General features: G+C 70.6%; 16 protein-coding genes and 1 pseudogene. 12 read left to right on the forward strand and 5 right to left on the reverse strand.

The window, feature by feature from the left end:
• Window positions 1-86 precede the first annotated feature (86 nt).
• On the reverse strand, window positions 87-1,535 hold the full coding sequence (eccB, locus tag ACK8GG_RS03620) for a type VII secretion protein EccB (protein ID WP_440355527.1): 1,449 nt from the start codon (window positions 1,533-1,535) through the stop codon (window positions 87-89).
• Window positions 1,536-1,582: 47 nt separating this feature from the next.
• On the reverse strand, window positions 1,583-2,980 hold the full coding sequence (gene eccD / locus ACK8GG_RS03625; protein ID WP_440354088.1) for a type VII secretion integral membrane protein EccD: 1,398 nt from the start codon (window positions 2,978-2,980) through the stop codon (window positions 1,583-1,585).
• A gap of 168 nt (window positions 2,981-3,148) precedes the next feature.
• On the opposite strand from eccD, the gene eccCa reads away from it, so the two are divergent.
• The 6 genes from eccCa to ACK8GG_RS03655 all read left to right on the forward strand — a co-directional run bounded on the left by eccCa (window position 3,149) and on the right by ACK8GG_RS03655 (window position 11,564).
• Entirely contained in the window at window positions 3,149-7,102 is a 3,954-nt protein-coding gene (eccCa, locus tag ACK8GG_RS03630) for a type VII secretion protein EccCa (RefSeq protein ID WP_440355528.1), read from the forward strand.
• A gap of 329 nt (window positions 7,103-7,431) precedes the next feature.
• Entirely contained in the window at window positions 7,432-7,746 is a 315-nt protein-coding gene (locus ACK8GG_RS03635) for a WXG100 family type VII secretion target (protein ID WP_440355529.1), read from the forward strand.
• A gap of 29 nt (window positions 7,747-7,775) precedes the next feature.
• Window positions 7,776-8,054, forward strand: a complete 279-nt coding sequence (locus ACK8GG_RS03640) for a WXG100 family type VII secretion target (protein ID WP_440348248.1) — start codon at window positions 7,776-7,778, stop codon at window positions 8,052-8,054.
• Window positions 8,055-8,193: 139 nt separating this feature from the next.
• The gene (locus ACK8GG_RS03645) at window positions 8,194-9,609 is read left to right on the forward strand and encodes a S8 family serine peptidase (protein ID WP_440355530.1); all 1,416 of its coding nucleotides are present in this window, start codon (window positions 8,194-8,196) and stop codon (window positions 9,607-9,609) included.
• Window positions 9,610-9,657: 48 nt separating this feature from the next.
• Window positions 9,658-10,140: a hypothetical protein gene (locus ACK8GG_RS03650; RefSeq protein ID WP_440354083.1), complete on the forward strand. Its 483-nt coding sequence runs from the start codon at window positions 9,658-9,660 to the stop codon at window positions 10,138-10,140.
• A 17-nt stretch (window positions 10,141-10,157) separates the two neighbouring features.
• A complete protein-coding gene (locus ACK8GG_RS03655) occupies window positions 10,158-11,564 on the forward strand; it encodes a WXG100 family type VII secretion target (RefSeq protein WP_440355531.1) in 1,407 nt (468 codons plus the stop codon).
• A gap of 208 nt (window positions 11,565-11,772) precedes the next feature.
• Here the strand turns inward: ACK8GG_RS03655 and mycP are convergent, their stop codons facing one another.
• Window positions 11,773-12,948: a type VII secretion-associated serine protease mycosin gene (gene mycP, locus ACK8GG_RS03660; protein WP_440355532.1), complete on the reverse strand. Its 1,176-nt coding sequence runs from the start codon at window positions 12,946-12,948 to the stop codon at window positions 11,773-11,775.
• A 190-nt stretch (window positions 12,949-13,138) separates the two neighbouring features.
• Between mycP and ACK8GG_RS03665 the strand changes: the two genes are divergently transcribed.
• Window positions 13,139-13,570 (forward strand): hypothetical protein, encoded by a 432-nt coding sequence (locus ACK8GG_RS03665; RefSeq protein ID WP_440354080.1) that lies wholly within the window; start codon window positions 13,139-13,141, stop codon window positions 13,568-13,570.
• A gap of 97 nt (window positions 13,571-13,667) precedes the next feature.
• Here the strand turns inward: ACK8GG_RS03665 and ACK8GG_RS03670 are convergent, their stop codons facing one another.
• Window positions 13,668-15,305 carry a glycoside hydrolase family 13 protein gene (locus ACK8GG_RS03670; protein WP_440354079.1) on the reverse strand — a complete coding sequence of 546 codons (1,638 nt, stop codon included), beginning with the start codon at window positions 15,303-15,305 and terminating at the stop codon, window positions 13,668-13,670.
• 311 nt (window positions 15,306-15,616) lie between these two features.
• Window positions 15,617-16,633: pseudogene (locus ACK8GG_RS03675) on the reverse strand (LacI family DNA-binding transcriptional regulator); the annotation flags it as partial.
• A 196-nt stretch (window positions 16,634-16,829) separates the two neighbouring features.
• Between ACK8GG_RS03675 and ACK8GG_RS03680 the strand changes: the two are divergent.
• From ACK8GG_RS03680 to ACK8GG_RS03700, 5 genes are all read left to right on the forward strand, one after another.
• Window positions 16,830-18,071 (forward strand): sugar ABC transporter substrate-binding protein, encoded by a 1,242-nt coding sequence (locus tag ACK8GG_RS03680; protein ID WP_440355533.1) that lies wholly within the window; start codon window positions 16,830-16,832, stop codon window positions 18,069-18,071.
• On the forward strand, window positions 18,071-19,705 hold the full coding sequence (locus ACK8GG_RS03685) for an ABC transporter permease subunit (protein ID WP_440355534.1): 1,635 nt from the start codon (window positions 18,071-18,073) through the stop codon (window positions 19,703-19,705). The genes ACK8GG_RS03680 and ACK8GG_RS03685 overlap by 1 nt, the downstream gene beginning before the upstream one ends.
• Before the next feature lie 52 nt (window positions 19,706-19,757).
• Window positions 19,758-20,678: a sugar ABC transporter permease gene (locus tag ACK8GG_RS03690; protein ID WP_440348238.1), complete on the forward strand. Its 921-nt coding sequence runs from the start codon at window positions 19,758-19,760 to the stop codon at window positions 20,676-20,678.
• Between the two features lie 129 nt (window positions 20,679-20,807).
• Window positions 20,808-21,149, forward strand: a complete 342-nt coding sequence (locus ACK8GG_RS03695) for a hypothetical protein (RefSeq protein ID WP_440348237.1) — start codon at window positions 20,808-20,810, stop codon at window positions 21,147-21,149.
• Between the two features lie 295 nt (window positions 21,150-21,444).
• Window positions 21,445-22,506: a BMP family lipoprotein gene (locus tag ACK8GG_RS03700; protein WP_440349194.1), complete on the forward strand. Its 1,062-nt coding sequence runs from the start codon at window positions 21,445-21,447 to the stop codon at window positions 22,504-22,506.
• The last annotated feature ends 127 nt before the right edge of the window (window positions 22,507-22,633 follow it).

Raw genomic sequence — 22,633 nt, forward strand, 5'->3', positions numbered from 1 at the left:
CAGATTAGTGCACATATGCAAGGTGGTCGACTCCTCGTCCTTTGTGAACAACGGGACCGAGCCCTCCCGGCGCCGGTGCTGCCTGCTCAGCCACCCGTGGCCGGGCTCTGGGCCGGTGCCGGCGCGGCCGCCGGATCGGCGAAGCGCATGGCCGCTGCCGCGTCCAGGGTCGGGCCGACCGGAATCAACGCCAGCATCGAGGCGGGCACCGCGACCGGAGTCGTATCGCCGTACCCCAAAGCGGCCTTGGCGTCCCCGGAGGCGGTGCCCAGCGGGTAGCGGACGCCCTGGTCGGTGATGAGGTAGACGGTCCCGCCCACGGCGTCGCCGTCGCCCTCGCCGTTGCCCGGCATGGCCCGGGCGAGCACGCCGTGGCCGCCCGGCACGACGACCCGCTCGACCGTACGCACCGCATCCCGGCCGGTCTGCTGCACCTGCAGCGACCTCTCGGGCGAGAGTTCGGACGGGGCACGGTCGAAGACCTCCACCGTGGTGGTGAGGACGCCGCCGGCGCCGGCGTGGCGGTAGGTCGCGCAGATGGCGGCCCGAGCCGCGGCGACCGGGCGGATCTGCGGAATGGTCTGCGGGAAGCCCTCCGGGTCCAGCCGCTCCTGGCTCAGCAGGCTGCCCGCCTGCTCCGCGGTGATGTCGCTGATCTCGCCGCCGCCGGCCAGCAGGAGCCGGGCGGTGATCTCGCTGATCGACACCAGGCCGGTGCGGGCCAGCACGAAGTGCTGACCGGCGGCTCGGAAGACCTGACCGACCACGCTGGTGCCGGCCCCGACCCGGTGCGGGCTCGGCTCCCCGGCTCCGGCCACCTGCACCGGGGCCAGATCCGGGCCGGCGGCGATGGCGTTGACGACCTGCTCGCCGACGACAAGCGGGCGCACCGATGTCATGCCCAGCGCCGCGATGGTGGCGTCGCCGCCGCTGACGCGCATCCGCAGGTTGTTCCAGACCAGGTAGCGGTTGTCGCCCGAGCTCAGCAGCACCGCCTCGGCGCCGAGAGCCGTGCCGCCGGAGAGTTGCTGGTGGATCACCACCGCGGTCGTGGGACGGGCGACGTCGGCCGGGTCGGGAACGTTGCAGACCGACCAGGGGAGCCCGACCAGCGACTTCGGCTCCGGCAGGGCGTCCGGCGCATCGGGGATGCCGACGGTGTGCCCGCGCGGCACCTGCCGGATCGACGCCTGCGACATGGTGCGCGTCACCGCGTCACCACCGGCGAGCAGCCGGGCCGAGGCGAAGTTCAGCGTCGGGTAGAGCTTGCCGTCCTCGCGGTAGACGTACTTCGCGCCGGTCTCGCGCTCGATCACCAGCGTGCCCTCCGCCAGCGGGGCCCGGTTGCTGGTGAAGAGCCCGTACGCGCCGACGATGCCCAGAACGATGAGGGCGACCATGGTGCTGCCGAAGACCGCCATCCCCAGCCGGCGCATCGGCAGCTCACTGGTCTCGGGCTCGCCGGAGAGCAGCGCCGACACGATGCGGCGGGTGACGAACCGGTACGCCTGCACCTGGTCACGGCGGGTCCGCATGTGCTACCTCCGGGAAGAGACCGGGGCCCCGGTCGGGATGGGACTGGTCATGGGCGGACGTTGAGGATCCAGCCGTAGAGCCCACCGACCCAGGCGGCGAGCGGCACCACCGCGACGATCAGCAGGATCTCGACGATGTCGAGGAGCCGTCCCCAGATCGGCGAGATGCGCTTGCCGGCGACGGAGAGGCCGTAGACGAGGCTGATCGCGGCCGCGAGAAGCGCCACGCCGACGATGCCGGCGAGGCGCACCGGCAGGGAACCGGCGGTGAAGACGGCGCCGCCGGCGAGGATCAGGCCCGCGGTGCCGGCGAGCAGGACCGGTGCGCGCTGCGCGCGGGCGATCAGCGGCCGGGCCCGCAGCATCAGCAGCAGCGCCAGGACGGCGCAGAGCAGCACGGCGGGCAGCCGCCCGTCGCGCGCCAGGGTGATCTCGGTGCCGAGCGCCACCAGGGAGACGGTCCAGAGCAGCGCGACGAAGTACTGGTTGGCCTGCTCGCCGAGGGCCAGCACCCGCGGGCCGTCGACGGTCTCGAGGTCGGCCTTGAGGTCCTCGGGGCCGGTGGGGATCGACGGCGTCGGCAGCCGGGCCAGCCGGTAGGAGAGCATCGGCATGCTCGGGATCATGGCGAAGGCGACCGTCGCGATGACGGCGGCGCCGACCGCGGCCGGCGCGTCGAAGACCAGGCAGACGACGGCGGCCAGGCCGAGCAGCACACCCAGCACCAGGGCACTGAGGAAGAACTGCGTCCGGTCCGCGACCGCCAGCGTCGCGAGGGCGCTGAAGACCACCGCCGCCGTGGCCGCCACAAGCAGGTGCGGGGCGCCGAGTTCACCCAGGGCCCGGTCCCCGGCGAGGAGCAGCAGGCCGCCGACCGTGGCGTAGCCGATGCCGATCGTGGCCAGCAGCGCACCGGCCTGGCTGTCACCGGCGGCCCGCGAAAGCACCGCGCCCGCCACCATCGAGCCGACCGCGATGACCAGCGCGGCGATCGCCGACGGCAGATGCGGGGCACCGGTGAAGAGCAGCGCGACAGCGCCGCCGAGCAGCACCGTCGCCGCGAAGATCAGGGCGAAACCGCGGGTGGTGCCGGTCTGCCAGCCACCCGCCCGCTGGTTGGTCGCGGTGGCCACTGCATCGACCACGTCGTCGAAGACGATCTCGAGGCTGTCGGAGTTGCGCGGCGTGAAATAGAGCAGTTCTCCGTCGCGGATGTTGTGCTGTGCCGCGGTCCGTCCACCGTCGAGCGGCTTGCCGCCGAGCCGGCTCAGGGACCAGCCGCCGTGGCTGGTGCCGGCGTCGGCCATCTCCTCGCCGGCGTGCCGCAGCAGCGTCGGCAGGAGGTCGGCCAGGGGTACGTCCGAGGGGAGTGCCAGGTCCATGCGGGTACGCGGGGCCACGATCGTGACCCGGCTCAGCCCGCGCGTGGCGGTGCTCGTCGCCATGGCGCCTCCTGGAATGGTTCGGTTCGCGTGGCTGCGGGGGGCGGTCGTGGAAGGGATTCGCGACGCCCAGGGGAGAGTACCCACGATGTTGACCGCGTACGATGCCCACCCGACGGTCCTTGTCCACAAAGGGATCGACCGATCTGCATCACGACCGGAGGGGTCGACGTGAGCACGGTGATCTTCCGCCGACCGCCCCGCAAGCCGGGCCCTGCCCTGCCCCGCGGCGAGCTGCTGCTTGAGTCCCCGCCGGAGCTGCCCGAGCAGCTGCCGAAAGGCCTCGGCCAGTTGCTGATGATCCTGCCGATGCTCTGCGGTGCGGGCGCCATGGCGTTCCTCTACGCCGGCCGGGGCGGCGGCACCATGACGTACATCGTGGGTGGCCTCTTCGGTGTCTCGATGCTCGGCATGGCGCTCGGATCGCTGGCGTCGGGCGGCAACAACACCAAGGCGGAGCTGAACGCCGAGCGCCGCGACTACATGCGGTACCTGGCGCAGAGTCGCAAGCGAACCCGGCGGGCCGCCGCCCAGCAGCGGGGTGCCACCGCGTGGAAGCACCCCGAGCCGGACGCACTCTGGTCGATCGCGGCTTCCCGCCGGCTCTGGGAACGGCGCGTCACCGACGAGGACTTCGGCGACGCCCGGCTGGCCATCGGACCGCAGCAGCTGGCCGTGCAGATCGTTCCGCCGGAGACCAAGCCCGTCGAGGACCTGGAGCCGATGAGCGCGATCGCCCTGCGGCGTTTCGTCCGGGCGCACTCCACTGTGCCGCAGCTGCCGACCGCCGTCTCGCTGCGGGCGTTCAGCCGGGTGGCGCTGCGCGGCGACCGCGAGTCGGTGCTCGGCATGCTCCGGGCCGTGCTGGGCCAGCTGGTCACCTTCCACGCCCCGGACGACCTGCTCGTGGTGGTCGTCGCCGCGCCGGAGCGCCTCGGCGACTGGGAATGGGTCAAGTGGCTGCCGCACGCGCAGCACTCCGGGCAGACCGACGCCGCCGGAGCGCGTCGCCTGGTCTTCGCCACCCTCGACGAGGCGGAGGACTTCCTCGCCGAGGAGCTGTCGAGCCGGCCGCGGTTCAGCCCCGAGGCGAAGCCACTGACCACCGGGCCGCACCTGGTGGTGGTCCTCGACGGCGGCGAGTACTCGGCCGCCTGCCAGCTGATGGGCGCCGGACTGCTTGGCGCCACCGTCTTCGACCTCGCCGGCGGGGTGCCCCGCGACGCCGGACGGTGGCTGCTCTGCCTCGACGTCAACGGCGACAAGCTCGAGGTCGTCCGCGGCCGGTCGGTCTCCCTGCTCGGCCGCCCGGACCGGCTCGGGCTCGCCGAGGCGGAAGGGCTGGCCCGGCAGCTGGCGCCGTACCGTCTCTCGCAGCAGACGACCAGCGAGGAGCCGCTGGCGCGCAGCATGGAACTGCCGGACCTGCTCGGCATCGGCGACGCCGCCGCGGTGGACACCTCGGTGACGTGGCGCCAGCGCAGCCACCGGGACCGGCTGCGCATTCCGATCGGTGTCGCACCCGACGGCCGTACCATCGAGCTGGACTTCAAGGAGTCGGCGCACGAGGGCATGGGCCCGCACGGCCTGGTCATCGGCGCGACCGGCTCCGGCAAGAGCGAGCTGCTGCGTACGGTGGTGGCCGCGCTGGCGGTCACGCACTCCTCCGAGGAGCTCAACTTCGTCCTTGTCGACTTCAAGGGCGGTGCGACGTTCGCCTCGCTGGAGGCGCTGCCGCACACCAGCGCCGTCATCACGAACCTCGCCGACGAGCTGCCGCTGGTCGACCGGATGCGCGACGCGCTCGCCGGTGAAATGGTGCGCCGGCAGGAGCTGCTGCGCGCGGCCGGCAACTACGTCTCCCGCTACGACTACGAGAAGGCCCGGGCCAACGGCGAGCCGCTGCGCCCGATGCCGAGCCTGCTGATCATCTGTGACGAGTTCAGTGAACTGCTCGCCGCCAAGCCCGACTTCATCGACCTCTTCGTCATGATCGGCCGGCTCGGCCGCTCGCTCGGCGTGCACCTGCTCCTGGCCAGCCAGCGCCTGGAGGAGGGGAAGCTGCGCGGGCTCGACACCCACCTGTCGTACCGGATCGGTCTGCGCACCTTCTCCGCGGTGGAGAGTCGCATCGTGCTCGGCGTGCCCGACGCGTACGAGCTGCCCAACGCCCCCGGTCACGGCTACCTCAAGACCGACACCTCGACGATGCTGCGGTTCCGCGCCGCGTACGTCTCCGGCGCGTACCGGGCGGCGGGCCGCGGCAGCACCAGCCAGTCGGTGCTGCAGCGGCGGATCGTGCCCTACGGGGTCGACTACGTGCCGATGCCGGTGGTGGAGGCGGTCGAGGAGCCGGAGGCCGAGGAGGCCGCCGAGAGCGGCAAGGTTGTGGCGATGCTCGACGTCATCATCGAACGGCTGCAGGGCCGGGGCGCGCCGGCCCACCAGGTCTGGCTGCCGCCGCTGGCGGACCCGCCGAGCCTGGACGAGCTGCTCGGCACGATCTCGGTCGACCCGGTGCGCGGTCTGACTGCGGCGGGCTGGCCCAACCACGGCGGCCTGGTGGTGCCGGTCGGCGTGGTGGACCGCCCGTACGAACAGCGCCGTGACCCGCTGCTGGTGGAGCTGGCCGGCGCGGGTGGCAACGTGGTGATCGTCGGCGGGCCGCTCTCCGGCAAGACCACCATCCTGCGCTCGATGATCGCCTCGCTCGCGCTGACCCACACGCCGCGTGAGGTGCAGTTCTTCTGCCTCGACTTCGGTGGTGGCGCACTGCGGGCGGTCGAGCGGCTGCCGCACGTCTCCGGGGTCTCCGGACGCCGTGACACCGAAGGGGTGCGCCGCACCGTCGCCGAGGTGGTCACCCTCCTCGACGAGCGGGAGCTGCGGTTCAACCAGTACGGCATCGACTCGATGGCCGGCTACCGGCGGCGCCGGGCGGCCGGCGAGTTCGCCGACGACCCGTTCGGGGACGTCTTCCTGATTGTCGACGGCTGGAACACCCTGCGCCAGGATTACGAGGAGCTGGAGCAGACCATCACCACGCTCGCGGGCCGGGGCCTCGGTTTCGGTATCCACGTGGTTCTCACCGCGGCCCGCTGGGCGGAGGTCCGCATCGGCATGCGGGACCTGCTCGGCACCCGGCTGGAGCTGCGGCTCGGCGATCCGGCCGAGTCGGAGATCGACCGGCGGGCGGCGATGAACGTGCCGGAGAAGTCGCCGGGCCGTGGTCTGACCCGCGACAAGCTGCACTTCCTCGCCGCGGTCTCCCGGGTGGACGGACTTCGTGCCGTCGACGACCTCGCCGAGGCTACGGTCGCCCTGGCGGAGCAGGCAGCTGCCGCCTGGCCCGGTGCGCCGGCCCCTGCGGTACGGCTGCTGCCCCGCAAGCTCACCATGGCGGAGCTGGTCCGGGTGACCGACCGGGCGGCGCCGGGACTGCCGATCGGCGTCAACGAGTCGGCCCTGGCCCCGGTCTACCTGGACCTGCAGACCGAGCCGCATCTGACGATTTTCGGCGACGCGGAGTGCGGCAAGACGAACCTGCTGCGGCTGATCGCAAGCAGCGTCGTGGAGCGGTACACCCCGGCCGAGGCGCGACTGGTCATCGCCGACTACCGGCGCGGGTTGCTCGGCGCGGTAGAAGGCGACCACCTGCTCGACTACGCCGCCTCCAACCAGGCGTTCAGTCAGGGCCTGGCCTCGATCCGCACGGCCATGGAGAACCGGCTGCCGGGACCGGACGTCACCACCGCACAGCTGCGCGAGCGCAGCTGGTGGAAGGGTCCGGAGCTCTACATCCTGGTCGACGACTACGACCTGGTCGCCTCCGGTGGCACCAATCCGCTCAGTGAGTTGCGCGAGCTGCTGCCGCAGGCCCGTGACATCGGCCTGCATGTGATCATCGCCCGGCGGGTCGGTGGCGCTGCCCGTGCGCTCTACGAGCCGGTGCTGCAACGGCTGCGGGAGCTTGACTCGCCGGGCCTGCTGATGTCGGGCAACCGTGAGGAGGGCGCCATCTTCGGCACCCTGCGGCCCAGTCCGCAACCGCCCGGCCGCGGCACCCTGGTCCGGCGGCAGGACGGTCAGCAGCTCATCCAGACGGCGTGGTGCGAGCCGCGATGACCCCTCCTGCCTCCGGCAGGATGCGCGGCGGCACGCCCTCGGGTCACAGCTGGGCCACAAGCCAAGGATGGGCGGTAGGCGGTTCCGGCCGCTGTCCACGTCCTGTTCAGCGTGCCGATCGCTGAACCGTCCCGGGTGGAGCGGCCCCCGCCGGGAGTCTCCAGCGATCCGAAGATGAATGTCGATGGGGTGGCGAGCGGGCGGGTCTGCGCGGAATGGACGGCGTCGGCTACCGTTCCATTTAAGATTGTCCTTCGGTGGGGTGTCCGCGCCTTACCGAGGGGAGGACGCGGCATCGTGCCGCCACAACGTGACGAAGGGGTGAAGACATGACGTCCCCGTTCGAGGTCGATCACGCGACACTGCACACCGCTGCAAGTGACGTGCGTTCCACGCGCCAAGATGTCGATGGTGAGCTCAGGAAGCTCTGGAACGTGGTCGACGACCTGGCTCTCGCCTGGAAGGGCGGCGCGTCGACCGGTTTCCAGCAGCTCATGACCCGGTGGAACGAAGACACCGCCAAGCTGCTGGTAGCGATGGACAGCATCGCCGAGCTGCTCGACAAGTCGGGCACGACGCACCAGGTGAACGACGACGAACAGAAGCAGATGCTGGACAAGTTCCAGTCTGCGCTGAACCCGTGACCGGCTGACCAGGAGAGGAGGAGACCGCCGTGACGATCAAGGTTGATTACGCGGTCCTCGAGAGCAGCAATCAGCAGATGATTGCCATCTCGAAGACGATCGACGACAAGCTCGACACCCTTCGTTCGATGCTGTCCAAGCTGCACTGGGACGGTGAGGACCGGCAGGCGTACGAGATGCACCAGGCGCAGTGGGACGCCGCCGTGCGCAGCATCAACAAGATCCTGAACGACATCGGTGGCGCTGTCGGCGTCGCCAAGCAGAACTACGTCAACACGGAGATGAGCAACTCCAAGATGTGGGGCTGACACCAGCCACTTGCGGCTCCGGTCCGGTTCGACGGGACCGGAGCCGCAGTGTCTGCCCGTCGGGTACGGAGAATTTGGGGGATTCATGCGAGCGGATTCCGGCCTGCGCGGGGCGGCCCGTTCCGTAGGTGCGGCACTGGTGTCGTTGGCGCTCGTGACCGGTGGCGTGCTGGTCGCGCCGGCACCGGCGAGTGCGGACACGGTGCGTGGGCTGCAGTGGTATCTGGATTCGTTGCAGATCCCCCAGGCTCACAAGATCACCAAGGGGCGGGGCGTCACCGTCGCGGTGGTCGACACCGGGGTCGACGCGTCCCATCCTGCGCTCGTCGGCCGGGTACTGGGCGGCGCCGGCTTCGGTATCGCCGCAGGCTCGGACGGGCGCAAGGACGTGGACACCAAGTCCGGCCACGGCACGGGAATGGCCGGTCTGGTCGCAGGCGTCGGTGGCAGCGACATGGTGCAGTTGGGGATCGCGCCGGAGGCGGAGATCCTGCCGGTCGCGGTGGCTTCTGGTAGCACCGGAGCGCCGCCACGGGTGCTGGTGGAGGCGGTCCGGTGGGCCGTCGACAACGGGGCGGACGTCATCAATCTTTCATTGCGTATCGCGGGTTCTTCGCCGGAGTTGGCCGAAGCCATCGCGTATGCGATCTCCCGGGACGTCGTGGTGGTGGCTGCGGCCGGCAACACCGAGCAGGCGGATGTGGGCATCGGGCAGCCGGCGAACATCCCCGGCGTCATCGCGGTGACCGGGACGGGGCGCAACGGAAAGTTCCACTCCGGTTCGACCTTCGGTCCCGAAGCGGTCCTGGCGGGGCCGATCGAGGACATCATCGCTCCGGTTCCCTTCGGGGTCTCGCACAACGGTTACGGAGTGGGTACCGGTACGAGCAGCACGACGGCGATCGTGTCGGGGATCGCGGCGCTGGTGCGGGCGAAGTATCCGGATCTCGACGCGGCGAATGTGGTGAACCGGTTGATCGGCACGGCGTCGGATCTGGGCCCGGAGGGCCGCGACGACCGGTACGGGTTCGGTGCGGTCGACCCGGTCGCCGCGCTGACCGCCTCGGTGCCGTCGGTGCAGCAGCATCCACTGGTCGCCGCAGACGGTGGAGGTTCCGGGCCGGATGGTGCCGGACCTGAAAAGAGCGATGATGGCGAGCCGTGGCTGACCGTCGGGGTGACGAACAAGACCGGTGCGGTGATTCAGGTCGCGCTCTGTCTGTTGATTCCGGTCGCGCTGGTGGTGGTGCTGGTGCTGGTGCTGCGGCGTGGCTCCCGGCGTAAGGCCGCAGCCGCCCCCAATCCGCCCGGCTTCGGCAACCCGGGGCAGCCCGGCGGACCGCCGCCGCCACCCGGGCCCTTCAATGGTGGATACGGGCCGCCGCCCGGGCACCCGATGTGGCAGCCCCCGGCGGGCCCTCCGCAGCCCCCGGCGGGCCCTCCGCAGCCGCCGACGGGCCCGCCGCATCCCGGCTACCGGCTGCCGACGCCGCCGCCGCCCGCTGAAGGCGGTCCCGGCGAGCACCGGCCGCCGACCGGTGGCAGCGGCCGATAGGAGTAGCGCGACATCTGCGACGTCTGATCGATACATCGGAGGCAGGCAATGACTGACAGGACCGAACAGCCGGACAGATTCCAGGCCCGGGTGCCCTCCGTTCCCACGCTGACTCCCCAGTTCAGGGGTGTGTCGGTCGACAACATCAACAAGGCCGAGGCCCCGGAGGGGCTGGCCGGAACGAATGCGGTCACCGAGTGGGATGCGGACAGTCTCGACAAGGCGATCGAGTGGCTGGACTATCAGTCCCGTTATCTGGAGAAGCTCTACTACCGGATGCCGGAAATCGAGCAATTGATGGTCCCCGCTGACGGGAAGTCTGCCCTGGGCAGCTTTCCCATGGCCCAGGAACTGGCGGCCAAGCACAGTGGCCTGTATGCCACGACGCGGGCCAGTCTGAAGACCCAGTCGGACAATCTCGATCGTGCTGCCCAGGCACTGCGCAAGGTCAAGGAGAACTACCAGACCGCAGAGGCGGCGAACGAGATGAGCGCGGCCCAGATGCGGCAAATCTTCGGCGGCACGGCGTAGTCAGGGGAGGGGACAAGATGGGCAAGAGCTGGGAGGAGATGTGCCAGGAACTCGTCGTTGACGGGCGTCCGGGTGATGTCGCCAGCGCCGCTCTGGGCTGGGAGCAGTTGCTGACGAACCTGCGGTCCGTCCAGGGCAGCCTGGAGCGGGACGTCAAGGACATCAACACTGTCTGGAAAGGGCCGGCGTACGAGGCGTTCAAGGAGCATGTCGAAAAGATCGCCAAGGACATCGAGGGCATCATCAAGGATGCCGAAAAGGACGACGGCGTCGTCCACTCGCTCAACGAGGCGGCCGACAAACTGAGCAAGGCGCAGGCGGACTTTCCGGTCCCGACATCGTGCGTCAACGATGTTCTTGAGGCGCGCGAAGGCCGCATCCACATCAGTGCCGGCTTCTTCGAGGCGAAGATCACTCCGGACTTCCTCGGCCTGTTGGACCCGATCGTCAGCGTGAAGGACAAGGTCACCGACTTCCTCTTCGGCAAGACCGAGGAAGCGGCCAGGGTGTACAACAAGGCTGGCAACGACTACGTCAACACCGCCGTGGCGATGCCCGGTGAGGCCGGGCCTGGAATCATCCGGCGTCCGGATATGGAGACGCCGGACCTCGGACCGGGTCCTGGCGGTGGTCCCGGGCCGGGGCGGGTGCCGAGCATCGGCGGCGGACCCGGAGGCCCCGGTGGTCTGCCGACGAGCCCGACCACCTCCGTTGCGGAGTTTGCGCCGCTGAAGGGCCCCGGCGGCGGAAGCCTGGGTGAGCCGGGTGTCCTCACCCCGAGCACTCCCACCCTGGGCGTGCCGAGCCCGCTGACGCCCGGAGAGGGATATGGCACCCCTCCCAAAACCGAATACGGCACGGGGCTGGCGGGTGCGACGCCAACCGTCGGTAGCGGTCTGGTGGGCGCTGGTGGCGGTGGCCTCGGTGGCGGTCTGGGCACCGGCGGCATGGGTGGCGGCCTGGGCAGCGGCGGTGGGGCCGGCGGAGGAGTCGGCGTGGGTGTGATTCCCGGTGGCGGCTCGCTGGGCCGCCCCGTCTCTCCCACCATGGGAATGATGGGCGGGATGGGCGGCGGTGCCGGCGCCGGCACCGGCGCACGTGGTGCCGGCAAGGCCGGCGGATCACGTGCCGGCGGCGGTATGGGCGGCATGGGTGGAATGGTTGGGGGCGCCGGAGCCTCAGGTGCCGGCACGCGTGGTGCCGGGGCACGGGGCGGCGGTGCCGCTGGCGCCGGCGGCGCCCGGGGAATGGGGGCCGGTGCGGCAGGCGCCATGGGCGGCCGTGGCGGGATGGTCGGCGGCGTCGGCTCCTCGGCCGGGTACGGCGGTGGCGAGGATGTGGCCGACCGTTCCAGCTGGCTGGAGGAGGACGAGGACGTCTGGGGTGGTGGCGGCGGCGAAGCTTCGCCAGGCGTGCTGCGCTGATATCCGGACGCCGGGGCGCGGTCGCCGTCAGACCGAATGAGGCGAGCCAGTGTTGCGGGGGTCGGAGGACGAAGAGTCCGCCGGCCCCCGCGCTGCTGTCAGCGCAGTGGTGAAGGCTCGTGACTCGCCGGGGCCGACCCCAGCCAGCCGACCGTCCACGAGACCCAGCCCACGAGACCCAGCCCACGCGGGCCGGCCAGGCGACGCGTCAGGCGTCGGCGCGCCGCCCGGGGCGCCAGCCCCGGCTACGGCCGAGCCGGGCAGCCGGGCGTACCAGCAGCAGCGCCAACGCCAGCGCCAGGCCGAGCAGCGCGGTCCAGATCGCGACGTCACGCTGCCAGGCCAGCGGATCCTCCCGTGGGGGCGCCGGCGGCAGGGCTCCCAACGGGGCGGCGGTACGGGTCCCCAGCAGCTCGGAGACCGCCCGGTACGGGTTGACCACGCCGTACCCGACGTCGGCGTTGCGTCCCTCCGGTGGGGCGTCGGAGGTGCGGATGATGCGGTCGGCGACCTCTTCGGCGGTCAACTGCGGGTGGTAGCTGCGCACCAGGGCGGCCACCCCGGCGACGTACGCGGTGGCGTAGCTGGTGCCGCCCTCGGACTCGTGCAGGTAGCCGTCGCCACCCGGCGCCGGACCGTCGATCGCCAGACCCGGCGCGGCCACGTCGACGTAGTCGCCGCTGACGGAGCTGCCGACGTGGCCGCTCTGCTGGTCGATCCCGGCGACGGCGATGACTCCGGGGTAGCGGGCCGGGTAGGCCGGCTGCCCCGGCTGCTGTTCGGACTGGTTGCCGGCAGCGGCCACCAGGACCACCCGCTTGCTGACGGCGTACCGGACGGCCTCGGCGAGCGCGGGAGTGTCCACGGTGACCAGCGAGAGGTTGATGACGTGGGCGCCCTTGTCCACCGCCCAGCGGATCGCCATGGCGATCCGGGCCGGCAGATCCTGGTCGAAGGTGCGTGCGGTGTCGCGCAGGATCCGGATCGGCAGGATTCGCGCTTCGGGGGCGATGCCGCTGTAGGGGACGCCGGTGCCCGTCCGGCCGGCGATGATGCCGCCGATGAGGGTGCCGTGCCCGACCTCGTCGCACTGTCCTCTGTGGTTGGGCAGGCCCAGGTCGACGCCGGGGAGCACCTGCCCCCGCAGCAGGGGATGGCCGGCGGCCACCCCTGAGTCGATGACCGCCACGACGATTCCGCGGCCGCGGGTGAGGGGCCAGACCGACTCGGGTGCGAGGCGGTCCAGGGCCCAGGTCCGCTGGGCGGGTGCGGTGCCTCCGGCCGGACCGCAGGCGGGCGCGGCGGCCGCGGGTGCCGCGGCGGCCGGGACCAGAGTCAGGCCGAGCAGGAGCGCGGCGAGGCCGTTGCGCAACCGTCTCGGCATGGCCGGTCGTCGGTCCGCAGGGGTTCGCCGGTGGAGGCGGGCTCGCTCGTGCACGCCACGAGATTAACCGCCGTCGCGGTCCGGCGGGGGCCGGGGCGGCGGGCTGGTAGGGGCCCGCTGGCCCTCGGGGCCGTACCGGCTTTCGGCCGATGCGGCCCCGAGGCGCTTCCCTGCGGCCATGATGGGATCCATGGGTGCACTTGTGACGCTGGACCTGCCGGACGACTCACCGATGATCGCCCTGCCGTGGATCATCACGTTCGGCCCGTTGGACGAGGCCGAGGAGTGGGAGCCGGTGGTCTGTGGGCCGTACGAGCGGCCGCACGCGCTCTCGATGGCCGAGTGGATCGTCGCTGACGACGATCTGATGGCGGTGGTGGAACCCCTGCTGCCGGCGGTGTCGGTGGAGGAGATCCGCGGCGAGATCACCTCCGCGCGTACCGCGGCGGCCGACGAGGCCGCGCAGGTGGAACGGGCCGACCTCTACGGCGACTACGCCGACACCGTCGACGAGGAGGACGAGGAGGGGGCCGAGGAGGTGGAGACCCCGGATCCGCCGACCGAAGCGGAGGTCCGGGCCGGCTTCCAGCGCGTCGCCGACCTGCTGACCTCCCGGGCCTGAGAGCCGCGACCGCCCGGGCCGTTCGAGGTGGGACGGGGCCCGGCCGCCCGGCAGTGCGAGAACTCACCGGACGACCAGGGACCCGTCGGTTACCCGTTCACTCGCGTTCGAACCACGCGGCGGCGTCGACCGGCAGCGCGATCTCGCCGTCGACCTCGGTCGGCGGGGCGCTGGCGAGCAGGACCCGGCCGTACCCGCCGACCGGAGCCGGGGCCGCCGAGATGTTGACCACGCAGACCAGCTCCGGCGCGTCCGGCGTGGCGCGACGGCTGAAGGCCAGCACCCCGGGCGCGGCGTCGAGCCAGCGCACCGGGTCGTCCGAGCCGGCCAGGCCGGGGTGGGCACGCCGGATCCGCAGCGCACTGCGGTAGAGCTCCAGGGTGGAGCCGGCGACGCCGGTCTGGGCGGCGACGGAGAGCTGCGCCCAGCTCGCGGGGGCGGGCAGCCAGGACTTGTCGCAGCCGGCCGGCCCGAAGCCGTACGGCGGCTCGGTGCCCTCCCAGGGCAGCGGTACCCGGCAGCCGTCGCGGCTCTCGCCGGTACGCAGGAACGACGGGTCCTGGCGCAGCTCGTCGGGGAGGTCGAGCACCTCCGGCAGGCCCAGCTCCTCGCCCTGGTAGAGGTAGGTGCAGCCGGGCAGGGCGAGCATCAGCAACGCTGCAGCGCGGGCCCGGCGCAGTCCGACCTCGCCGTCGCCGTACCGGGTGACGTGGCGCTGCTTGTCGTGGTTGGAGAGGACCCAGGTGGTCGGCGCGCCGACGATCGTCGCCTCGGCGAGCGCGGTGTCGATGACCTTGCGGAAGGAGCCGGCTTCCCAGGTGGCGTCGAGGAAGTCGAAGCTGAACGCCTGCTGCAGTTCGTCCGGGCCGATGTAGCGGGCCAGCCGCTGGGGCGTTTCGGCCCAGGCCTCCGCCACGGCCATCCGGCCGCCGGGGTAGCTGTCGAGGATGGGCCGCCAGGCGCGGTAGATGTCGTGCACCTCGTCCTGATCGAAGTAGGGCAGCTGGCCGCTGCCGAGCATCGAGGACTGCCGGCGGCCGTCGATGAGCATGCCGAATCCCACGTCCGGCAGCCCTTCCTCCTTGATCATTCCGTGCGCCACGTCGATGCGGAAGCCGTCGACGCCGCGGTCCAGCCAGAAGCGCAGGATCTCTTCGAACTCGGCCCGGACCTCGGGGTGGCGCCAGTTCAGGTCCGGCTGGGCGGGGTCGAAGAGGTGCAGGTACCACTGGCCGTCGGCGACCCGGGTCCAGGCGGGACCGCCGAAGATCGACTCCCAGTCGTTGGGGGGCAGTTCGCCGTCGGCGCCCCGGCCGTCCCGGAAGAGGTAGCGCTCGCGTTCGGCGGAGCCGGGTCCGGCGGCGAGGGCGGCGGTGAACCAGGGGTGGGCGCTGGAGGTGTGGTTCGGCACCAGGTCGACGATGACCCGCAGCCCGAGGGAGTGCGCCTGGCCGATCATGGTGTCGAAGTCGTCGAGGTTGCCGAAGATCGGGTCGACGTCGCGGTAGTCCGCCACGTCGTAGCCGCCGTCGATCTGCGGTGAGGTGTAGAAGGGCGTCAGCCAGAGCGCGTCGACGCCGAGGTCGCGCAGGTACGGCAGGCGCTGCGTGATGCCGCGCAGGTCACCGATGCCGTCGCCGTTGGCGTCGGCGAAGCTGCGGACGTACACCTGGTAGACGACGGCGGAGCGCCACCAGGTCGCGTCGTCGGTGGTGCGGGGGGTGTTCTGGGTCATGGTGATCCCCGTTCTGCTGGCGCGGTGGTTGCCCGTGCGCGGCGGCCGGCCGCTGGGGCGCGGGCCCGGATGGTGAGGATTGGGCCGCTTTGCCAGCAGAATGCCGCGCCGGGCTTGCAAGAGTCAAGCAATCCTTGCGCAAGACGGATGGCGGGTGGTCAACGGGACGCGACGGCCGTCCGCAGTTCGTTCCCGGGGTCCGGTTCGGATCGCGGCGCGGGCTGTGCCGCGACGGGGGGAGTCGCCTCGCCGGCGCTGGTCGCCGGCCGGGCGGTTGCCTCGGGCCCGGTGGTCGCCGCCTGCGGCCGGGGCGGGTCCGCGGCGATCGCGGTGGAGCCGCGGACGACCAGCTCAGGGCGGAAGACGTACTCGGAGTGGGGTGCGCCGTGGCCGTTGATCTCGTCGACCAGGGCGCGGACCGCGGCCACCGCCATCGCCGTGACCGGCTGGCGCATGGTGGTCAGCGGCGGGTCGGTGAAGGCCATCAGCGGTGAGTCGTCGAAGCCGACCACGGAGACGTCCTGCGGCACCCGGTGACCCCGCTGTCGGGCGGCGCGGATGGCGCCCAGCGCCATCAGGTCCGACCCGCAGACGATGCCGGTGACTCCGCGCTCCAGCAGTCGCGCGGCGGCGGCCTCGCCCCCCTCGACACCGAAGAGCGACAGCTCGGCGAGCACGTCGAGGTCGGCGTCCGTGGTGGCCAGCAGCCGGCGCATCGCCTGCCGGTAGCCGGCGAGTTTGCGCTGCACCGGGCTGAACCTGTCCGGTCCGGTGATCAGGCCGATGCGCCGGTGGCCGAGCGCCACCAGGTGCGCCACGGCGAGCTCGGCGGCCTCCCGCTCGTCGCAGGAGACGAAGGGGGCGGCGAGGCCCGGGACGTAACCGTTGACCATCACGATCGGCAGCCGGCGGGCGAGCAGGGTCCGGTAGCGGTCGTGGTCGGCGGCGGTGTCGGCGTGCAGGCCGGAGACGAAGACGATGCCCGACACCTGGCGATCGAGGAGCATCTCCACGTACTCGTCTTCTGTGACGCCCCCCGCAGTTTGGGTGCAGAGCACGGGGGTGAAACCACTCTGCGCAAGGGTCGACTCGATGACCTGCGCGAACGCGGGAAAGATGGGGTTGTCCAGCTCGGGTACGACCAGGCCGACGAGGCCGGCGCTGCGCTTGCGCAGCTGGGCCGGGCGCTCGTAGCCGAGCACGTCGAGAGCGGTGAGAACGGCCTGCCGGGTCTCCGGCGCCACTCCGGGCCGGTCGTTGAGCACCCGGGAGACGGTCGCCTCGCTGACCTCGGCCTGCCGGGCGATGTCGGACAGGCGTGCGCGCATGGCCGCACCTTAACCCATCGGCAAATCCTTGCGTACACTTTGCAAAGTCTTCCAATCGCTGCAACCTGTTGCTAACGTCCCGGCAACACCTGGGACCGCAGCGGCGCGGCACCCGCGGGCGCCGGTTGCGTGAACTTTTGAAGACCAGAAGGCTGGCGGCCGCCCCCGGTCGTCAGCCACGACGACAGGAGCAACGATGCGCATCCGTACCACGGGTGTCGTCGCCGCTTTTGCCATGGCGCTGGCGCTTGCCGGTTGTGGCACGAGCGACGAACCGGCGGAGACGTCCACCGACGCGGCCGGCGGCAAGCTGGTGATCTGGGCCGACGACAAGCGGACCGAGGCACTCAAGCCCTTCGCGGAGAAGTTCGGCGCCGAGAACGGCGTGACCGTCGAGGTCCAGGCGGTCTCCAAGGACCTGCAGACCAACTTCGTGACCGCCTCCCAGCAGGGCGCGGGGCCGGATGTTGTCGTCGGCGCCCACGACTGGATCGGCAACATGGTGCAGAACGGGGCGATCGACCCCGTTCAGCTCACCGCCGAGCAGAAGGCCGGCTTCAACGAGACCGCGATCGCGGCCACCTCGTACAACGGCCAGCTCTACGGTGTGCCGTACGCCATGGAGAACCTGGCGCTGATCCGCAACACCGAGCTGGCACCCGAGGCGCCGAAGACCATCGAGGACCTCGTGGCCACCGGCAAGAAGCTCAAGGCCGATGGCAAGGTCAGCGAGATCCTCTGCCTGCAGGTCGGCGACAAGGGTGACGCGTACCACATCTACCCGTTCTACACCTCCGGTGGCGGCTACCTCTTCGGCACCGGCGCCGACGGCGGCTACGACCCGAGCGACCTGGGTGTGGGCAAGCCGGAGTCGGTCGAGGCCTTCTCCAAGATCGCCAAGCTGGGTGAGAAGGGCGAGGGTGCGCTGAAGCGTTCGATCAGCGACACCAACTCCATCTCCACCTTCGCCGGCGGCAAGTGCGCATTCCTGATCTCCGGACCGTGGGCCACCGCGGACGCCAAGAAGGCGGAGATCTCGTATGACATCTCCAACATCCCGGGCTTCGCCGACGGTGAGGCTGCCCGCCCGTTCATCGGCGCGCAGGCCTTCTACGTCGCCAGCAAGGGTGCCAACAAGGCCCTGGCGCAGGAGTTCGTCACCAACTACACCACCTCCACCGAGGTCGCGGTGGCGCTCTACAACGCCGAGGCCCGGCCGCCGGCGCTGACCGCCGCGCTCGACCAGGTCAAGGGCGCCGACCCGGACCTGGCCAAGTTCCAGGCCGCCGGCGCCGAGGGTGACCCGCTGCCCGCGATCCCCGAGATGGCCGCCATCTGGGACCCGTTCGGCAAGGCCGAGGCCGCGATCGTCGGCGGCGCCGACGTGAAGGGCGCCGTGGACGCAGCCGCGAAGAGCATCGCGGATCAGATCAAGTAATGAACGCGCCACTGACCGGCCCGGGGTCTGCACCGCAGACCCCGGGCCGGGGGCCCGAGGGCCCGCAGCCAACGAGCCGTGCCGCGCGCAGCGACGCGCCGGTCACCGTCACCGGACTCGTCGTCAAGGTGGTCCTGCTCGGCCTGGCCGCCGCGATCGCGGTCTGGGGAGCCTTCCCGCTGATCGAGGCCGAGGCCTGGGGTGGGCTCGCGCTGCTGGTGGCGACCACCGCCGGTCTCGGATACCTCTATCTGACCCGCCGGCACATCCCGATGAAGTACCTGGTCCCGGGGACGTTGTTCCTGATCGCCTTCCAGGTGCTCCCGGTGCTGATCACCGCGGCGACCGCCTTCACCAACTTCTCCGACGGTCACCGCGGCACCAAGGACGAGGCGATCACCGCCATCCAGACCGCCTCGGTGGTCCGGGTGGCCGACTCGGCCGACTACACCCTCTCGGTCGCGACCAAGGGGGATCCGGGCAGCGACCCGCTGGTCTTCCTGATCACCGACCCGACGACCGGGACCGCGTACGCCGGTGACAGCGACGGGCTCAGCCCGCTCGACCCGGCCGACGTGACAGTCGCCACCGGCGGCAAGATCACTGCCGCCGACGGCTACACCATCCTCAACTTCGGTCAGGCCGGAGCCCGCAGCCAGGAGGTCACCGACTTCGTCGTGCCCACCGAGGCGGGCGCCATCCGGGCCGCGGGTCTGACCCGGGCGTACGAGGGCCGGGCCGTGCGGGCGTACGACCAGGCGTGTGACTGTGTCCGCGACGCCGAGACCGGCAAGGTCTGGACCGCAGACGAGGCGACCGGTTCCTTCGTCGCCGACGACGGCGAGACGCTCGCGCAGGGCTGGAAGGTCGGCGTCGGGCTGGCCAACTTCACCCGGGTGCTGAGCGACCCGAACGTCTCCGGCCCGTTCCTGTCCACGCTGATCTGGAACTTCGCCTTCGCCATCGGCTCCACCGGCGGCACGTTCCTGCTCGGCATGTTCTGCGCGCTGGCGCTGCACCATCCGCGGATGCGCGGCACGAACCTCTACCGCATCCTGCTGATCCTGCCGTACGCGATGCCGTCGTTCGCGATGCTGCTGATCTGGCGGGACATGTTCAACACCGACTTCGGCCTGATCAACAACCTCTTCGGGCTGGACGTCAACTGGCTCGGCGAGCCCTGGTCGGCCCGGCTGGCGGTGATCATGATCCAGCTCTGGCTCGGGTATCCGTACATGTTCCTGGTGGCCACCGGCGCGCTGCAGTCGATCCCGAAGGAGCTGGGTGAGGCGAGCGCCGTGGACGGGGCGAATCCGTGGCAGCGGTTCCGCAAGATCACGCTGCCGCTGCTGCTGATCTCCCTCTCGCCGCTGCTGATCTCGTCGTTCGCGTTCAACTTCAACAACTTCAACGCGATCTGGCTGACCACAGAGGGTGCGCCCTTCCCGGTGGACAACCCGACCGTCGGCGCGACCGACCTGCTGATCACCTACACCTACCGGCTGGCGTTCGGCGGCCAGGGGGCGCAGTTCGGCTACGCGGCGGCGATCTCCATCTTCATCTTCGCGCTGGTGGCGACGATCTCGGCGATCAGCTTCCGGCGGACCCGCGCACAGGAGGAGGTCTGGTCATGACCATCTATCCGCAGCCTGTCGCGGTGACCGCCGGGGCAGGGGGAGGGCTGTCATGACGACGGACGTTGTCACGGACCGGGCGCCGGCGGGCACGTCCGCTGCCCCGGGGCGGGCGCGCCGACGCCGGCGCTGGCTGACCCAGGTCGGCTGGCGGCACGTGGTCGGGGTGCTGGCCGTTGTCTTCAGCCTCTTCCCGATCGTCTTCGTCGTCTCGGCGGCGTTCAACCCGCTCGGCACCCTCTCCTCCACGAACCTGGCGCCGACCAACGGGCTGTCGTTCGCGAACTTCACCGAACTGTTCGACCGGACCGCCTTCGGGTCCTGGTTCCTCAACTCGATGATGATCGCGCTCACCGCCTCGGCGGCGTCGGTCTTCCTCTCGGCGCTGGCGGCGTACGCCTTCTCGCGGATGCGCTTCCGCGGCCGGCGGGTGGGGTTGCTGTCGCTGCTGCTGATCCAGATGTTCCCGCAGTTCCTGGCGATCGTGGCGATCTTCATGATCTTCACGACGGTGAGCGAGTACTGGCCGCCGATCGGCTTCAACTCCGCCGGGGGCCTGATGCTCGTCTATCTCGGCGGCGCGCTCGGGGTGAACACCTGGCTGATGAAGGGCTTCTTCGACACGCTCCCCAAGGAGCTGGACGAGTCGGCCACCATGGACGGCGCCTCGCACGCGCAGGTCTTCTTCCGGATCATCCTGCCGCTGGCGGCGCCGATCCTCGCCGTCGCCGGCCTGCTCTCCTTCATCACCACGATCAACGAGTTCCTGATCGCCAACGTCTTCCTCACCGACACCGGCTCCAAGACCCTCGCGGTGGGGATGTACGGCCTGCTGGAGGGGACCGAGCGCAACAGCAACTTCGGCATCTTCGCCGCCGGCACGCTGCTGACGGCGATCCCGACGGTGCTGGTCTTCCAGTTCCTGCAGCGCTACATCGTGTCCGGGCTCACCTCGGGCGCGGTCAAGGGCTGATCCGGGCGGTGCCTGCGCTTTCGTCCCGCGGTGGGGGGAGTTGATTCCGGCGTACGGCAGTTATCGGGTGCAATCACTGCTAAAAGCCTGCCGTTCGACGACCGGGCGTAGTAGGAGAGGATTGGCCGCATGGAAGCTCTTCGCCTCGTGCTGCTCTACGTGCATCTGTTCGGTTTCGCGCTGCTGCTGGGCGGCGCCATCGCCCAGTACGTCACCGGGAAGCTGAAGATCAACTCGGCGATGCTCTGGGGCTCGATCATCCAGGTCGTCTCCGGCATCGGCCTCGCGGCTCCGCTGCGGGACGGCAACGAGCCCGACCCCGCCAAGCTCGTCACCAAGTTCCTGCTGGCCGTGATCATCTTTGTGATGGTCTTCTTCGCCCGCAAGCGGGACAGCGTCAACCGCGGCCACTTCCTGGCGATCATCGGCATGACGCTGGTGACCGCCGCGGTCGCCGTCTTCTGGCGCTGAGCAGGATAGCTCTGGCGCCTCCGCAGTGAGGCGCCAGAGCTCGCGGCGAAGCGGACCAAGAGACCACGCGGTACAAGTTTGTGACACCTAACGTGACGAGATGCACCGCCGGGTCACGCGCGCGTAACAGGCGTCCAACGGTCCGGCACGATTACCAAGTGGTGGGAAGCATGGGCGTACGCTCTGCCTCCGAAACTGTGGGAAGCCGCAGGCACCTGCCGCGCGGCTCGAAACTGCCACCGTCTGACAGCGGTGTGCAATGTGAAGGGAGACCGTCTTGCGCTCTCAGCGTGGGATGCGGATCGTCTCGGTATTCGCGGCCAGCGGGCTCGTCCTGAGCGCTGCCGCCTGTGGCGACGCTCCGGATGAGAACAACGCCGCCGACGGCGGCAAGAAGTACACCGCCTGCATGGTGACCGACACCGGCGGCATCGACGACAAGTCGTTCAACGCCTCCGCCTGGGCCGGCCTGCAGGCCGCCGCCGAGGAGAAGGACGGCATCGAGCCTAAGTACGTCGCGTCGAACGCCGAGGCCGACTACGAGGTCAACCTCAACGCCTACGTCAGCCAGAACTGCGACTTCATCCTCGCGGTCGGCGGCCTGATGAGCGAGGCGACCAACAAGATCGCTGCGGCCAACCCGGAGCAGCAGTTTGCGATCGTCGACGCCGGCTCCGAACTGAGCAACGTCTACTCGATGCAGTTCGACACCGCGCAGGCCGGCTTCCTCGGCGGCTACCTCGCCGCGGGCATGACCAAGACCGGCAAGGTCGGCACCTACGGCGCCATGAAGATCGAGCCGGTGACCATCTTCATGGATGGCTTCGTCGACGGTGTGGCCCACTACAACGAGGCCAAGAAGGCCGACGTGACGGTGCTGGGCTGGGACAAGGAGAAGCAGAACGGCTCCTTCTCGAACAGCTTCACCGCCCAGGACGAGGGCAAGAAGGTCAGCGACGCGCTGGTCGCCCAGGGTGCGGACATCATCATGCCGGTCGCCGGTGGCTCCGGCCTGGGCACCACCGCCGCCGCCAAGGCCGCCAACGGCAAGTACTCGGTCATCTGGGTCGACGTTGACGGCTGCGAGAGCACCCAGGACTGCTCCGTCCTGCTCACCACGGTCGCCAAGAACATCTCCGGCGCCGTGAAGGAGGCCGTCCTCAAGGGCGCCGCCGGCGAGAAGCTGGCCGACGCCGAGGCGTACGTCGGCACGCTGGCCAACGACGGCGTGGGCCTCTCCCCGTACCACGAGTTCGACGACCAGGTCTCGGCCGAACTGAAGGCGGAGGTCGAGCAGCTCAAGGCCGACATCATCGCCGGCAAGATCAAGGTCGAGTCTCCCGCTCAGCCGAAGTGACCCGGTCCGCGGCCGGTACGTACCACCTCCGGAACGCGGTTTGTAACACGTAGTACAGATCCGGCCGCTCCGGCACCGAGAGACCCTCGGGGCCGGAGCGGCTCGCATCACCGACAGCTCGTCGAGC

It is taken from the genome of Melissospora conviva, assembly GCF_049523535.1.
In the GTDB taxonomy this organism is placed as follows: domain Bacteria; phylum Actinomycetota; class Actinomycetes; order Mycobacteriales; family Micromonosporaceae; genus Melissospora; species Melissospora conviva.

Excerpts from the sequence above, each read along its gene's own strand:
- eccB (WP_440355527.1), bottom strand. The coding sequence starts at position 1,535 with ATGCGGACCCGCCGTGACCAGGTGCAGGCGTACCGGTTCGTCACCCGC.
- eccD (WP_440354088.1), bottom strand. The coding sequence starts at position 2,980 with ATGGCGACGAGCACCGCCACGCGCGGGCTGAGCCGGGTCACGATCGTG.
- ACK8GG_RS03635 (WP_440355529.1), top strand. The coding sequence starts at position 7,432 with ATGACGTCCCCGTTCGAGGTCGATCACGCGACACTGCACACCGCTGCA.
- ACK8GG_RS03650 (WP_440354083.1), top strand. The coding sequence starts at position 9,658 with ATGACTGACAGGACCGAACAGCCGGACAGATTCCAGGCCCGGGTGCCC.
- ACK8GG_RS03655 (WP_440355531.1), top strand. The coding sequence starts at position 10,158 with ATGGGCAAGAGCTGGGAGGAGATGTGCCAGGAACTCGTCGTTGACGGG.
- mycP (WP_440355532.1), bottom strand. The coding sequence starts at position 12,948 with ATGCCGAGACGGTTGCGCAACGGCCTCGCCGCGCTCCTGCTCGGCCTG.
- ACK8GG_RS03665 (WP_440354080.1), top strand. The coding sequence starts at position 13,139 with ATGGGTGCACTTGTGACGCTGGACCTGCCGGACGACTCACCGATGATC.
- ACK8GG_RS03670 (WP_440354079.1), bottom strand. The coding sequence starts at position 15,305 with ATGACCCAGAACACCCCCCGCACCACCGACGACGCGACCTGGTGGCGC.
- ACK8GG_RS03680 (WP_440355533.1), top strand. The coding sequence starts at position 16,830 with ATGCGCATCCGTACCACGGGTGTCGTCGCCGCTTTTGCCATGGCGCTG.
- ACK8GG_RS03685 (WP_440355534.1), top strand. The coding sequence starts at position 18,071 with ATGAACGCGCCACTGACCGGCCCGGGGTCTGCACCGCAGACCCCGGGC.
- ACK8GG_RS03690 (WP_440348238.1), top strand. The coding sequence starts at position 19,758 with ATGACGACGGACGTTGTCACGGACCGGGCGCCGGCGGGCACGTCCGCT.
- ACK8GG_RS03695 (WP_440348237.1), top strand. The coding sequence starts at position 20,808 with ATGGAAGCTCTTCGCCTCGTGCTGCTCTACGTGCATCTGTTCGGTTTC.
- ACK8GG_RS03700 (WP_440349194.1), top strand. The coding sequence starts at position 21,445 with ATGCGGATCGTCTCGGTATTCGCGGCCAGCGGGCTCGTCCTGAGCGCT.